Annotated in this window: 12 protein-coding genes; 10 read left to right on the top strand and 2 right to left on the bottom strand. The window is 45.7% G+C overall.

What is annotated here, in order from left to right; all coding sequences use genetic code 11:
• Positions 1–87: 87 nt before the first annotated feature.
• Positions 88–222 (bottom strand): hypothetical protein, encoded by a 135-nt coding sequence (locus tag H509_RS28560; protein ID WP_281169724.1) that lies wholly within the window; start codon positions 220–222, stop codon positions 88–90.
• Positions 222–1,589 carry a helix-turn-helix domain-containing protein gene (locus H509_RS0109480; protein WP_084159139.1) on the bottom strand — a complete coding sequence of 456 codons (1,368 nt, stop codon included), beginning with the start codon at positions 1,587–1,589 and terminating at the stop codon, positions 222–224. The genes H509_RS28560 and H509_RS0109480 overlap by 1 nt, the downstream gene beginning before the upstream one ends.
• Positions 1,590–1,782: 193 nt before the next feature.
• On the opposite strand from H509_RS0109480, the gene H509_RS0109485 reads away from it, so the two are divergent.
• The 10 genes from H509_RS0109485 (at position 1,783) to H509_RS24820 (ending at position 13,854) form a co-directional block, all read left to right on the top strand.
• Positions 1,783–2,823, top strand: a complete 1,041-nt coding sequence (locus H509_RS0109485; RefSeq protein WP_051286923.1) for a glycosyl hydrolase family 18 protein — start codon at positions 1,783–1,785, stop codon at positions 2,821–2,823.
• Between the two features lie 170 nt (positions 2,824–2,993).
• Positions 2,994–3,929, top strand: coding sequence for a cysteine synthase A (cysK, locus tag H509_RS0109490; RefSeq protein ID WP_028544874.1), 936 nt, complete (start codon positions 2,994–2,996; stop codon positions 3,927–3,929).
• A gap of 245 nt (positions 3,930–4,174) precedes the next feature.
• Positions 4,175–5,455: an MFS transporter gene (locus H509_RS0109495; protein ID WP_028544875.1), complete on the top strand. Its 1,281-nt coding sequence runs from the start codon at positions 4,175–4,177 to the stop codon at positions 5,453–5,455.
• A gap of 199 nt (positions 5,456–5,654) precedes the next feature.
• Positions 5,655–6,410, top strand: a complete 756-nt coding sequence (locus tag H509_RS0109500; RefSeq protein ID WP_245596016.1) for a carbohydrate-binding family 9-like protein — start codon at positions 5,655–5,657, stop codon at positions 6,408–6,410.
• 520 nt (positions 6,411–6,930) lie between these two features.
• The gene (spoVAC, locus tag H509_RS0109505; RefSeq protein WP_028544877.1) at positions 6,931–7,437 is read left to right on the top strand and encodes a stage V sporulation protein AC; all 507 of its coding nucleotides are present in this window, start codon (positions 6,931–6,933) and stop codon (positions 7,435–7,437) included.
• 38 nt (positions 7,438–7,475) lie between these two features.
• On the top strand, positions 7,476–8,492 hold the full coding sequence (gene spoVAD / locus H509_RS0109510; RefSeq protein ID WP_028544878.1) for a stage V sporulation protein AD: 1,017 nt from the start codon (positions 7,476–7,478) through the stop codon (positions 8,490–8,492).
• Entirely contained in the window at positions 8,489–8,839 is a 351-nt protein-coding gene (gene spoVAE / locus H509_RS0109515) for a stage V sporulation protein AE (RefSeq protein WP_028544879.1), read from the top strand. The genes spoVAD and spoVAE overlap by 4 nt, the downstream gene beginning before the upstream one ends.
• Before the next feature lie 571 nt (positions 8,840–9,410).
• On the top strand, positions 9,411–10,367 hold the full coding sequence (locus H509_RS0109520) for an AAA family ATPase (protein ID WP_028544880.1): 957 nt from the start codon (positions 9,411–9,413) through the stop codon (positions 10,365–10,367).
• Positions 10,368–10,369: 2 nt separating this feature from the next.
• Positions 10,370–11,629, top strand: coding sequence for a DUF58 domain-containing protein (locus H509_RS24815; protein WP_051286925.1), 1,260 nt, complete (start codon positions 10,370–10,372; stop codon positions 11,627–11,629).
• Positions 11,626–13,854: a DUF4129 domain-containing transglutaminase family protein gene (locus tag H509_RS24820; RefSeq protein ID WP_051286927.1), complete on the top strand. Its 2,229-nt coding sequence runs from the start codon at positions 11,626–11,628 to the stop codon at positions 13,852–13,854. Before H509_RS24815 ends, H509_RS24820 begins: the two co-directional genes overlap by 4 nt.
• The last annotated feature ends 42 nt before the right edge of the window (positions 13,855–13,896 follow it).

A 13,896-nucleotide genomic window follows, 5' to 3' on the forward strand; every position in this document is an offset into this window, starting at 1 on the left:
TATGGAATGCAAAAAAAAATGGGACAAAAGCAAAAACAGACACTTTTTTAGTGTCTGTTTTTATAAATTTATGTCTAGTCTTGTTGTTTACCAAGGAATAATAATATTGGAGATGATTACTTGCTCGGCAGCAGAGCTTGTGGAACCATTTGAAACGACTGGTGCAGCGATGGAAAGAGTAAGAGCAACGACCATAACTACGGCATTAAATTTGTTTCTCATCATACATCTCCTTCTTCGTAATCAACAATTTTTAAATACGATGCTATCAATTCAATTTTATCGATAATTTCAAGATTATCAAGTGTTTTGGGACTTTTACATAGATCGTTTAGTAGCACCCCTGCACCCTCAGAAACATTGGAACGTCGATCAACCGAAATAAAGATCATGATGCTTTTCAGGAGGTAGTGTATCGTTTGATTGTGGTCCCTTGTTAATTTATAATATCTGCTTTTAGTAGCATAATAGTTTGCGTATTTAGCGATGAGGGCGGGGTTGTCCACTAACGTAATGTCCTCAAAATCTTGTTCGTGTTGAAATAATGTTTCGGCTGCTGCTAAATAGTTCTGTTGCAAATATAAATCTAGTAGATCATCCATAACAGCTATCTTAGGCTGATAACGCTCTAAACAGTGTTCAAATTGAATAATAGCTAAATCAATATTGCCCTTTTTCCCGTTTAATTTGGCTGTCGTAAAAGCTACGTGCTCTTGGACAAAAGGAAAGTTAAACTTATTTGCTGCTTTAATGTATTCTTCCGTCAGTTCGTACTGTCCGATTAAACAATAACAAAAGGCCATACAACAGATTGCGTGCGCTTTAGATGGATTTTCAGACGTGTCCAGTGTTTCTAGTTCTTTAAAAAAACGGATGCAATCTCTGTATTTTCCTAAGTGGTATGCGTGGGCGCCAAGCTTATAATAATAGATAATTTGATCTTCCGTTTGAAGGAATCGTGCGTGGTGTAAAAGGTCTGTTCCTTTTGTGTATGATTCTCGTAACTTCTTGAAGTTGTCCCTTTGGATGAGGTAGGTTTGGAGTAATGACATGGCTAGTAGAGGCCGAACACTGTGATCATCAGCAATCTTGCTAATGACTTGATACAAGGCCAGCTGTTGTGAGTTGTCCTGCAAGGAGCTGGTGAATTCATACAAGGTTTGTAAGGAGTCTTCGGTTGGTTCTCGATTTGTCGTGAGGTATTGGGCAGCGATCTTGGCCGTTAACTCTGTTGATGCGGATTGGGTGATGGCAAGTTTGAGCGCGTCTAGCAAGTAGTCAGGGTTCCTTTCTACCTCTATATATCGCTCGGTTACATCTTCAATGGGGATATCTAACACAGCTGCAAGGTCTAGGGCGACTTTGTAATCTCGTAATTTGATTTCTTTATTTTCGATTTTAGATATGGTGCCTTTGGATACGCCTGTTAATTCTGCAACTTGTGCCAGCGTCATTTGTTTCTGTTGTCGTTTATGTCGTATCAACTCCCCTAGTGTCATCGTTAGATTGGAGATAACAGTCAACTGGTACACCTCGCTTATTGTTATATTCATAAACGGTTTGCCAATCCACCACCTACATATTACCATATTTTTTGGAGCATACCAATCATTTTAGTATGATGTCTAGCCGATACGATTGAATTAGTGCTTTGGAACTGATTTTTATGAACGATGTAGTATATGAAGCTTATTTACAAAAATGTGAATTGACGTTAATACTTATGTTCATATATTCTTTATCTACATTTCATATCTAGCATCCTTAGGAGGCACCACAAACATGAATATAAAAAAAGCGATCAAAATGTTAACGATAACTGCTACTATTGCCACTTTGCTTAACGTTAGCATTACTAAGATGGAGGCTGCACCGTCCCCGATCATCCTTGGTTATTACACGGTCGATTCGGGTGATTCATTTATTCAATTTCATAACTATATGAATCAGATGTCTACCGACACTTTTAACACGGACGATAAAGGTAACCTCGTTGGAGAAGTACCAAAAGAAACGGTTGCTTATGCCAATGCGGTGGAAGTATTACCTTATGCACTCGTATCCAATTATGGAGCCCGAGATTGGGACAGTCATGCTGCACACCAAGTACTTACAAATAGAACAGCCAAGAAAAAGCTGATTCAAAATATGCTTGCACTTGCTGAAACGAACCATTACAAAGGTATTAATATTGATTTCGAGGCGGTGCTGCCAGAAGATCGTCAGGCATTAACTTCATTTGTTCAAGAAGTGGCAGGCAAGATGAAAGCTAAAGGATTTCTCACGATGGTATCTGTTCCCGCTAAAGCAGATGACGATCCAACGGATGATTGGACGGGGGCGTTTGACTTCGAGGCATTGGGAAAAGCAGCAGACATGATTCAAGTCATGACTTACGATGAACATGGGGTATGGAGAAATGCTGGCTCCGTTGCCAGCAAGCCTTGGATAGAGTCTGCACTCCAATTTGCGATTACATATGTGCCTTCTGAAAAAGTGTTGATGGGAATCCCTACTTACGGAAACGATTGGAACTTATCGGATCCAGCCAATAAAAGCAACGCTCAAGTCATGTGGAAGGATATCCCGAATCTGATCGCTGACACAGGTGCCACACCGATTAGAGACGAATGGACAGGTTCCATGTATTTTAACTATACAGATACAGATGGAGCTAGCCACGTAGTGTGGTATGAAGATGAGACAAGCATTCTCCAAAAGACGCAATACATACACAAGTATTGGCTGGCTGGGGTTTCTATTTATGCCTTAGGGATGGAAGATTACAAGTTCTGGGAGGCTGTCTCGGCAGGGCTTCAATAAATACGAGGTGAGAAAGGGTAGAGAGGGAGTGTTGTTCCCTCTCTTTTTTGTATTGTTAAAGGGGAGGTTATGTGACCGCCCCACATTGCGAAACGTGACACGAAATGTTAAGGTTAACTTAACCGACTAAATCAATAGGAAATCAGATGCATCAGGAGGAGAACCATCTTATGTCAAAAATCGCAAAAAATTTAACGGATCTGATTGGAAATACACCTTTGCTGGAACTAACCAACTACAGTGATCAATTACAGCTTGAAGCAAAAGTTATCGCTAAGCTTGAATACTTTAATCCCGCAGGCAGTGTAAAGGATCGCATTGGCTTCGCCATGATCAAGGATGCTGAAGCGAAAGGCTTGCTTCATAAAGATTCCATTATAATCGAGCCGACGAGTGGCAATACCGGAATCGGGCTCGCTTTTGCTGCCGCTGCGCTTGGGTACCGGCTGATGATTACGCTGCCGGAATCGTTTAGCGTGGAGCGCAGAAAGCTGCTGAAGGCGCTTGGTGCTGAATTGGTACTGACGCCAGCGGCAGAAGGCATGACAGGCGCAATCAAACGAGCGGAAGAGCTGGCGGAGGAAATTCCGCATGCGTTTATTCCGCAGCAATTTAACAATCCGGCTAATCCGGACGTGCATCGCCGGACAACAGCCGAAGAAATATGGCGTGATACAGATGGCGAAGTGGACATCTTTGTTGCAGGTGTCGGCACAGGCGGCACAATTGCCGGAGTAGGCGGAGCGCTGAAATCCAAGAAGCCCTCGGCTGCCATTATTGCCGTAGAGCCGGCTGAATCGCCTGTCCTGTCCGGTGGTACAAGAGGACCGCATATGATACAAGGCATCGGTGCCGGCTTCGTGCCAGGAAACTATGACGCAACTGTCGTAGATGAGGTTTACCAAGTAAGCAATGAGCAGGCACTATCTACAGCCCGTACGCTGGCTACATCGGAAGGCCTGCTTGTAGGTATATCGTCTGGCGCCGCTGTGTTTGCGGCTACTGAAATAGCGAAACGGCCAGAGAACAAGGGCAAGACGATTGTAGTACTGCTGCCGGATACAGGGGAGCGCTATTTGTCTACAGCATTGTTCCCTGAGCAATAATAAGCGCCATGTAAACCACATGAACCCGTGGAACAGACACTTTTTAAGAAGTGAGTCTGTCCTGCGGGTTTTCGTGTTTTTTGATCAAAGTGGCTTGAATGCGCGGACGCTCTAAACCCACAGATCCTTCTATAGCCCGAGCTGCTCCTACATCCTAAGTATAAGGGATACTTACAGTTCCGGCCCGATGGGTCGGCGTTCTGATTATGATACATTGGTAAAAAATGTGTCTAGGGGATGAACGCATGAAAAGGATGCATCGTATTTTTCGAAATGAAAACTTTACTAAGTTGTTTATTGGCCGTTTATTTGCGAATGCGGGTGACAGCTTTTACATGATTGGTGCGATGTGGATGGTGTACAACTTGGGAGGCTCTACCTTTTATACAGGACTTGCAGGTTTTCTGACCTCCATGCCACGCATAATACAATTTCTGTACGGCCCATTCATTGATAGATGGCCACTTCGGCATATGCTAGTGTCAACTCAGCTCACCCAAGCCGTATTGCTGCTCATCGTACCCTTCGGATATGCATATGGTTTTCTGTCCATCACCTTCATACTGATATTGATGCCAATTATATCCATGCTAAATCAATTTATGTATCCGGCGGAAATGGCCGCCTTACCTAAGGTGCTCCCACGCGAGCAGCTAACGATGGGAAATATGTTGTTTACCGCTGCAAATCAGGGCAGTGATGCAGCCTTTAACGCATTAGGAGGCGTACTTATTGGAGCGATCGGTGTGAGCAGTCTCTTCTTGATCAATTCGGGTTTGTTCTTTATAACGGCATTTGTCTTTTCCATGTTAACTGTAGCAACAGCCTCAACGACAAACGAATCCAAAACGAATCCAAAACAGAATCAATTACAACTAAAGCAAGTAATGAAACAGTATGGCCGTGAATTGACAGATGGTATAAAAATGTTGATGCAGCCTTCTATTATGCGATTACTGGCAGGTATATTGGTCATCAATTTTGCCGGTGGAGCCTTGATGGCCATATTGCCTGCATTCGGAAGCAGCCCTGAACAGTATGGTCTCCTAATGACGTCGATGGCTGTTGGGGGAATACTGGGTACGGTGCTAGCACCTGCGCTGCGTATTGAGCATAAAAAGCTGGGATTGTTATTTATTGTAGCTTTTTTGGTATGTGGTCTGTTGTGGATACTGTGTTCTCAAGCTACTTCCCCTTGGCTGGCGGTTATTTTGTTTGGCATAGGATGGCTGCCAGGTGGGGTGACAAATGTAGCGGCAGCTGTCTTTGTACAGACAGTTGTTCCAGAAGCTTATATGGGTCGAGTAATGGCGGCGATATCCAGCTTTAGTGGACTTGCAATGCCACTTGGATTTTTATTAGGTGGAGCGTTAGGAACTTATTGGGGAAGTTCATCCATGATGCTGCTGTGCGGCTTGCTTGTAAGTTTGGTGTCTATTCTATGGCTGATTGATCCTATGACAAGACGAATGCCTTCTCTTCACAATTGGGATAAAAATATGCTGTCACAGCAGGTAACTTCTTAAATGTCGTTCACATTGCTGAATTACAGTTTCTAATTGCCTTTTTCAAGGTGGTTCAAATAGAGGGGGGATGTGGCGATATTTCTTTAATAAATACATTTCGGGCTGGTGGCTTGTATCCTAAAATAGAATGAATAGCGAACCTCCCCGCAATCGGGTCGTTTGCTGCTAAACAGCTTGAAGACGGAGAGGATAAACTTCTATGAACCACACACCACCCGATACAGCACGAATGAGCCATCTCGACAGCACGACAAGTCGAATGGATGAAGGGAATAGCCAATCACCGCCCTTGGATTCAGCTCAGGGAGAAGATCGTAAAGTAGCCTTACTACATCCACTGCTGCCGATTTATGAATGTAGATATATGGCGCAGCTGCCATCTGACAACGACTGGGATCAGATGTCGCGGACGTCGCTGCTGGATGTGACAACATCCGAACTGCCGCGTTTAACGACGGCTATTGCAGCTTGTTGGACAACAGATGCTGTGCATGTTCGTATTTATGCGGATGATGATTATATATGGAGCCCCTATAAAGATCACGATGACCCTTTATACGAAGCAGATGTTGTAGAAATGTTTATTGATCTCCAAGGTACAGGGGAACGTTATTATGAATTTAACGTAAGTCCGCATAACGTTGTGTTTGATGCGATGATCCAAAACAACGGGCACGAGCCTTCCGAGCTGCATCCAGAGTGGGATGCGGCCGAACTGCATACGTCTGTTGCTGTACAGCCACTTGATGGCGGCATGGTCAGGCTGACTTATGAATTGCGAATACCATTTAATTCCTTGCAAGCACAAGTACCAGCGGCTGGAGAAGAATGGCGTGTAAATTGGTTCCGCATTGACCAGACCAAAGCAGGTGAGCGTTCATTTTGGGCATGGTCACCTACAGGGGCGGTTAATTTCCACGTACCGGACTGCTTCGGGCGGCTTCGATTTATGTAATAGCGAACAAGTATCATGTCAAGCACGCTTCTGCTTCAGCAGAGGCGTGTTTTTGTATGCGAACGTACCGGACTAATGCTTGCACAAAATTTAAAATACAGGGAAAACGGGAGGATGAAGCAAGAAAATAAAGCGGGGATAGTTGCTAGACGGGCTTTCGCCGCATATTGTGCAGTATGTCCCCAGTGGTGACATCGAGAAAGGATGTTGTTGACCATGCAAAAGCGGTCTCGAAAATTAGCACATGCAGTACCTAACGTCTATCCGCGAGGTGGCCAACGCCCAAATCAAACTGAGAGCAGCAGTTCGCCCTTACCAAAACTACACAAGCTATGGTTGGATGCATTGACACTCATTTTGTTTGTCCTGCTTGTTATTGTATGTCTATGCTTTATATACAAAATGTGACATTAGATGAGGGGATATCAATGTAACATAATCCCGCTTCAAACGACAAATACTGTATTCAGACATCTTCAAACTAGATGATGTAAAACGTAATAATATAGGAGGTATGCCTATGGCGACTTCTGCGAAGTCCAAAACCCCGGCTTGGAAATCGGGCAAGTGGACGATATCGGAGCAGCAATACAAGCAGATCGCAAAGAAGCGTGAACCCGCTCGCTCTGTCTTCAAAAACTGCATTCGGGCCTTTCTAGTCGGAGGCACGATCTGCTTAATTGGACAAGCTATCCAGTCGTTGTTTATGAATTGGCTTCATATGAGTGAGAAGCAAGCTGCGGGACCAACGGTCGTACTGCTCATTTTTGTGTCCGTCGTTCTTACTTGTCTTGGTGTATATGACAAAATTGCTCAGTGGGCAGGGGCAGGCTCCGCTGTACCCGTTACTGGATTCGCCAATTCGATGTGTTCGGCGGCGCTTGAGCATCGCAGCGAAGGGCTTGTGCTTGGTGTCGGAGGCAACATGTTTAAACTTGCGGGGTCCGTGATTGTGTTTGGCACGGTGGCCGCATTTGTTGTGGCGATGGTGTACTTAATATTCGGCATCAATATTCAGCATCATTAGCAACAAGTGCAAGCTGAACCACGAATGGAGGCATTCATATGCACATAGGGCGCCAGACTTGGCTGTTCAAGAATAAGCCGGTCATTATTAGCACGGCCACCGTTGTTGGTCCTGACGAGGGGGAAGGCCCGCTTGCTAAGGAGTTTGACTTCATCCACGAAGATTTGGATATGAAGGAGAAGAGTTGGGAAAAGGCCGAACGTAAGCTGCTTGAGCAAGCGACAGAGCTAGCCGTGCTGCATGCTAAGCTAAAGGATGAAGACATCCATTATTTTCTGGGCGGAGACTTGATGAATCAAATTATTAGCAACACCTTTGCGGCACGAAATTTGGGAGTCCCATACATCGGCGTATTTGGCGCGTGCTCTACATCGATGGAAACGTTGGCAATAGCCTCACTGCTAGTGGACAGCGGCAACGCTAAGTATGTATTGGCAGGAACATGCAGCCATAATTGTACCGCGGAGAAGCAGTTCCGATACCCGACGGAATACGGGTCCCAGAAGCCGCCGACTGCTCAATACACGGTTACAGGAGCAGGTGCTGCTGTCGTTGCTCCTACAGGTGACGGTCCGAAAGTGATTGCGGCGACGATTGGCAAAGTTTTAGATATGGGACTTAAGGACCCGTTTAATATGGGAGCTGCAATGGCGCCGGCGGCCGTGGATACGATTCAGACGCACTTGACTGACTTAAACCGAACCCCCCAGGACTACGATCTTATCGTTACGGGAGATCTCGCTTCTATCGGCCATGCCATTGCCAAAGATTTATTTAAAGAAAATGGCTTATCGATGGAGGGAACGGTATTTAACGACTGTGGATTAATGGTCTATGATTTGCAGCAGCAAGCAGTACAAGCGGGCGGCAGCGGATGTGGATGTTCTGCTGTAGTGACTTATGGGCATATTTTGCGACGTATGCGCAAAGGGGAGTTGAAGCGAGTGATGATTGTAGCTACAGGAGCACTGCTCTCGCCGCTGTCCTACCAGCAAGGAGAAAGTATCCCATGTATCGCTCACGCGGTAACATTGGAAATGGGGGATGGGACATGATCTATTTTTGGGCATTTGTTGTGGGTGGATTGATTTGTGTCATCGGACAGCTTATGTTTGATGTGGCGAAGTTGACTCCGGCGCATACGATGGCTATCCTTGTAGTTGCAGGTGCGATCGTGGACGGCCTTGGTTGGTATGAGCCGCTCATTAATTTTGCTGGCGCTGGCGTGACGGTTCCCATTACTAGTTTCGGTAATTCACTGGTACATGGCGCTATAACCGATTTGCAAAGTACAGGCTGGATCGGCTCTGTCACAGGCATATTTAAAACAACGAGTGCGGGTATATCCGCGGCGATTGTGTTCTCCTTTTTAGCTGCTTTATTTATACGGCCAAAAGGATAAGCAACTTTCGATTATTTATAAAAGGGTTACCAGTAATAACATTCCACTTCACATTCCTAAACTATTACTGTTAATGCGGCATTCGGGTGACATGCTCTAATGAGAGACATGTACACGATAATGTCGCTTTTTGTTATGGAGCTAGATAAATATCGAGTAGGTATCAAGGTTTTTCTTATCTCGCAAATTGAGATTGTTGTCCAATCGTTAAATAATTAAGCCATAAAATATGGTTAGGTTTTGAGTCGGAGCCAGTCCAGTTCAAAGCCTGTTTGTATTGCAGGTGAGCTTCCCTCTTAAAGTGCATTGATATGTATAAAAAACAATTGATTTCTTCTATTTTAATTTCATTTCGTAAGTAATATAATGACTTCACTTGTTGATGTCGGAATAGTGTTCAAGCAGGTAAACTGCAAGTTTGAATCGCCAACATATTTCGTCACTATGCCACATGTACGATCTTCCTGCAATGGTGTAAAATGAGAAATTGTAAGCGCATTATTTTACTGCTATCCATCTGTCATTATGATGTTACACATGCACCCATTCGTATATCCAGGAGGTTATGTTTATGTCGGTACCTGTATCGCTGCATGCAGTCATTCAGCAATTACGTTCTTCATTGGAACGTTGTATATTAGGCAAACAAGCGGAGATTGAGCTGCTGCTAACAGCTATGTTGGCCGGGGGCCACGTTTTAATCGAGGACGTCCCTGGTACAGGGAAGACGCAGTTAATCAAGTCGCTGGCGCGTACGATGAATGGTCAGTTCAGGCGTGTCCAGTGCAATCCGGACCTGCTGCCCACTGATATTACAGGGATGTTTATTTTCCATCCCAAGGAGCAGCAATTTGTGTTTCGTCCAGGCCCGATGATGACGAATTTTCTGCTCGTTGATGAGATTAATCGGGCTACAACGAAGACGCAGTCCGCACTGCTAGAAGCGATGGAAGAGCGCCACGTCACGATTGACGGTGAGACGTTTGACCTGCCGAAGCCGTTTATTTTATTTGCTACCCAAAACCCGATTGAATTTGAAGGAACTTATGCGCTGCCAGAAGCACAGCTTGATCGATTTATGATGAGGCTTCGTATTGGATATCCGGATGAACAGACAGAAAGAGAACTGTTAACTCGTCATATGGATGGATTGCCTTCGGAACGGATAGAAGCTGTAACGGATATTGAGACGATTGAGGAAGTGCAGCGCCTTATCCAGCAAATTCATATGGATGACGCCGTCGGTTCATATATGATCGATATTGTACGGCGTACCCGCAGTCATCCTCATGTGCTGCTCGGTGCGAGTCCGCGCGCATCCATCGCTCTCATGCAGGCATCCAAGGCCTATGCTTGGCTGCAGGGCAGAGGATATATTACGCCAGATGACATTAAGAAGCTAACTCCTTACGTCCTGGGTCATCGAATTGTGCTTGGTGTTGACGCAAGAATTGAGGGAATTACGCCAGATGATGTGATTCGTAATGTGTTACAGCAGGTCGCTGTGCCAGTAAGACTGGAGATGTAAGGATGAAAGACCCACATACAGCGCAAACGAACCAGCGAATGCGGATGCCCTATTTGTATTATGCAGTGCTCATTTATATCGGACTAATTTGTTATTTCTTATTTCAGGGCGGAAAAACTTCATTTATGTTGCTTACGATGGCTACACTGCTAGGCTGTTATTGGCTGAGCTGCGCCTTTGGTGGCATACGCAGGGCAAGCGGCATTCGTGAAGTAGGGGGCGAAGGACGGAAGCACTATATGTCGCACAGTCATATACCTGTCAAACTACAAATTCAAATTCCCGGATGGGTCCCTATGCCCTATTTGGTTGTACAGGATGAATTGCATCGCTTCGGCGAGCGTGTCCATGTGCACGAATCGATTGTCACGTTAGATCATCAGCGGTCCGCTTTAGTTACTTATCAGACACCATCCTTGACACGAGGCTGTTATCAATTTTCACGTACGGTGTGTTGGACTAAAGATTTGTTTGGCTTGTTTGCTTACGAAGGAACATTTCACGCGGGGCAATCGTTGTATGTCATGCCGCAGACTGTGCCGGTTCAAGGCTGGAAGCAGCTGAAATCTTGGCGAGGATCGTTTCAGGTTGAACAGTCGATGTCCAGACAGCGTCTGGAGTCAACAACACTGAACGGGATTCGTGATTATGTGCAAGGTGACAAGTTATCCCGTATTCATTGGAATGCTACAGCGAAAACGGGAGCGTTAAAGTCAAAGCAATTTGAACCGGAGGGGCTGCCGCAGCTAGTGCTCGTATTGGATCTGTCGATAGATGCCTACGAGGATCATGATAAGTTTGAACTTGCGGTTTCCATTTTGGCGTCACTTGCGGCATATGCGCGCCAACAGCAGCGACGTGTCGTGATCGTAGGGATTCACAGCGATATGAACCTATGGGATGCCGAAACGGTTCGCTATGAAACGCTTGCACTGCGGCAATGGTTCGCCTCTGTTCATCCTTTGCGGGTATCTGCACGTGAACGAATGGAGTCATCGTGGGTGAACAAATGGACAACACATCCAGAACTGCGCAACGGCGGCATTGTGGCTTGGATATCAGGCGGCAGACATCGTTCTCAGTTTGCCAACATTGCTGCACTGGCTAAGCGGGGGTGGCAAGGCGATTATTTTCATGTCCATACCAAACCGCATGATGAAGATTATGAATTACAAACGATGCTTATGCGGCATCAATATGCGTATATTCCGGTTTCTGAATTACAGCAGCTTCCGGTGCGATTGGGGGAAAGCTCGGCATGAAGCGTGACAATAAATATACCCAGCGCATCCTCGGCTTATTTTGGGAAGATCGCCTAATTTGGCTTTGCCTCTACATCATGCTGTATCAATGGGCGATTGCACTTGTTCCTTATTGGTATGACGAGACGATTGCGATGACAAAGCTGATGCTGAATACAGTCGTGTTTGCAGGTCTGCTTTTTCCACGATTACCAATAGTACGTATCCCAATCGGACTAAGTGTTGTCCTATGGTCCATTTATGAGGAATTACAGCAGTTTCAATTGTGGGTGCCTGCTGATTCAAGCACAAGGATAGGGGAAAGCTTGCTTCAGTACCACCCGTATCTCTGGCTAGTCGGACTGATCTGGCTGACATACGAGTTGTTTATGAGCAAGGTAAAGACGAGCTGGCATATCGTTATGTTGCTTGTGCTCCAATTTATCGTGCTCGGTGCATTGGATTCATTTACACCCGAAATATTGTGGGATCAGGTGGCCTGGGTTATGTCTGCCTCCTTAGTCTGGCTAATTGCGCTGCATTTTAGAACGATGAAACACAAATTTCCTGCCCAAAGCAGTCATACCAAGCGATATGCTTTCCAGATGACAGTGAGCGCGATTGTGCTTGTTTCGGCAATTATTTGCTCGGGTCTCAGCATGCCCGGGCTTGCGCCAATCGTCACCGATCCTTATACAGCCTGGATCAACGCTGAACGTTTTCCGGTAGCGGGAGAAGGCAATGGACCAGGCGGGGGAAACGGCAGCGGTGTATCGTCAGGCTACAGTACACATGACTATGATCTTGGCGGCGGTTTTGAAATGGACTTTAAATCCGTTATGTCCGTTAATGCGGACTATAGAGGGTACTGGCGAGGAGAAAGCAAAGCCGTATACATTGGAAATGGATGGGCAGATTTGGAGTCTGAGGATTTGAAGCAGGCAACGCCAGGAACGGAACTGCGTGCCCAAAACCAGTTAGGCCAGCATGTTGCTACAAGAACAGTAAAGCAGACCTTTACGATGCTAGACAGCAAGACGTATCCGATTTTGTTTGGTATGGCTACTATTTCTTCCTATGATCAAGTGAAAGGCAAGCATAGCGGCAGCATGAGATGGAACGGTTATGATGGCGAACTTATGTATAAACCAGGAGCTGATAAAGCGTATCCTGAGTCCTATACGATTGTATCGGAAGTGTCTGTTGCTACACCAGAGGAGATGAGAAAAGGTACTGTATCTCGCGATTACCCGACAGAGGGGATCAAAGGGGCGTTAATGTATCAGTACTTGAAGCTGCCAACGGAGTATTCTGTCCGCGTCAAAAGTCTGGCCGAGCAGATTACGAAAGGAGCTACTAATGATTACGATCGGGCCAAGTTTATTGAGTCCTACTTGCGGACTGAATTTAAGTACACAAATAAGCCTGATATAAGTAAAAAAGTTAGTGAGGACTTTGTAGAATCATTTTTGTTTGAAATACAGGAAGGCTACTGTGATTACTTCTCATCCACAATGGCTGTCATGCTGCGCGCAGTGGGCGTTCCGACACGATGGGTTAAAGGGTATGCTCCTGGTACAAGAGATTTGATGATTGATAACCGAATGCCGGAAGCTATGCTAGAACGGATGTCGGATCCGAATGAAGGTGGCACGTTTCGTGTAACAAATGCGGATGCGCATTCGTGGGTAGAAGTGTATTTAGGGGAATATGGCTGGGTTGCTTTTGAACCGACTCCTGGTTTTACAATGCCGAGACTACAAGCATCTGCTGGGGAGGATGAGCAGGAGCAGGGAGCGGAACTGAATCAAGTAGAACCTGAGCAGCAGACAGCCAAGTCTGATGAGATTTCACTACCTGCATGGATAGGGACAGTGGCTCAGATTGTATTAATGTTGGCAGCTGCATTTGCGATCGTGATGCTCGTGCTGCGCTGGCGTTCAATTGGATATACGATGAGATGGGTTCGTTTTATCGGACGACGCTTAACTCCGCGCGAACATATTATTGCAGACACGGAGCTATGGCTAAGTTATTGTCATATGCACGGGATGCGCAAAGGGAAGCATGAAACTGTTCGTGAGGCTGCCGAGCGTTGGAGCCGCGAGCAGGCGGCCAAGAAGCCGGCTGCGGAGCAGATCGTTTGTTTATTTGAACAGGCTAAATATGGACACGATGAGGTATTAATGGAGGATTGGCAACAATTGAAAGCGGTAATTCGAGAATTTAAGCGTACAGGATCGTAGCATTTATGATAGTATTAACATCAAATGCCGTATTCGAGACGT

Origin of the sequence: Paenibacillus taiwanensis DSM 18679 (assembly GCF_000425125.1) — a bacterium.
Taxonomy (GTDB): domain Bacteria; phylum Bacillota; class Bacilli; order Paenibacillales; family Paenibacillaceae; genus Paenibacillus_B; species Paenibacillus_B taiwanensis.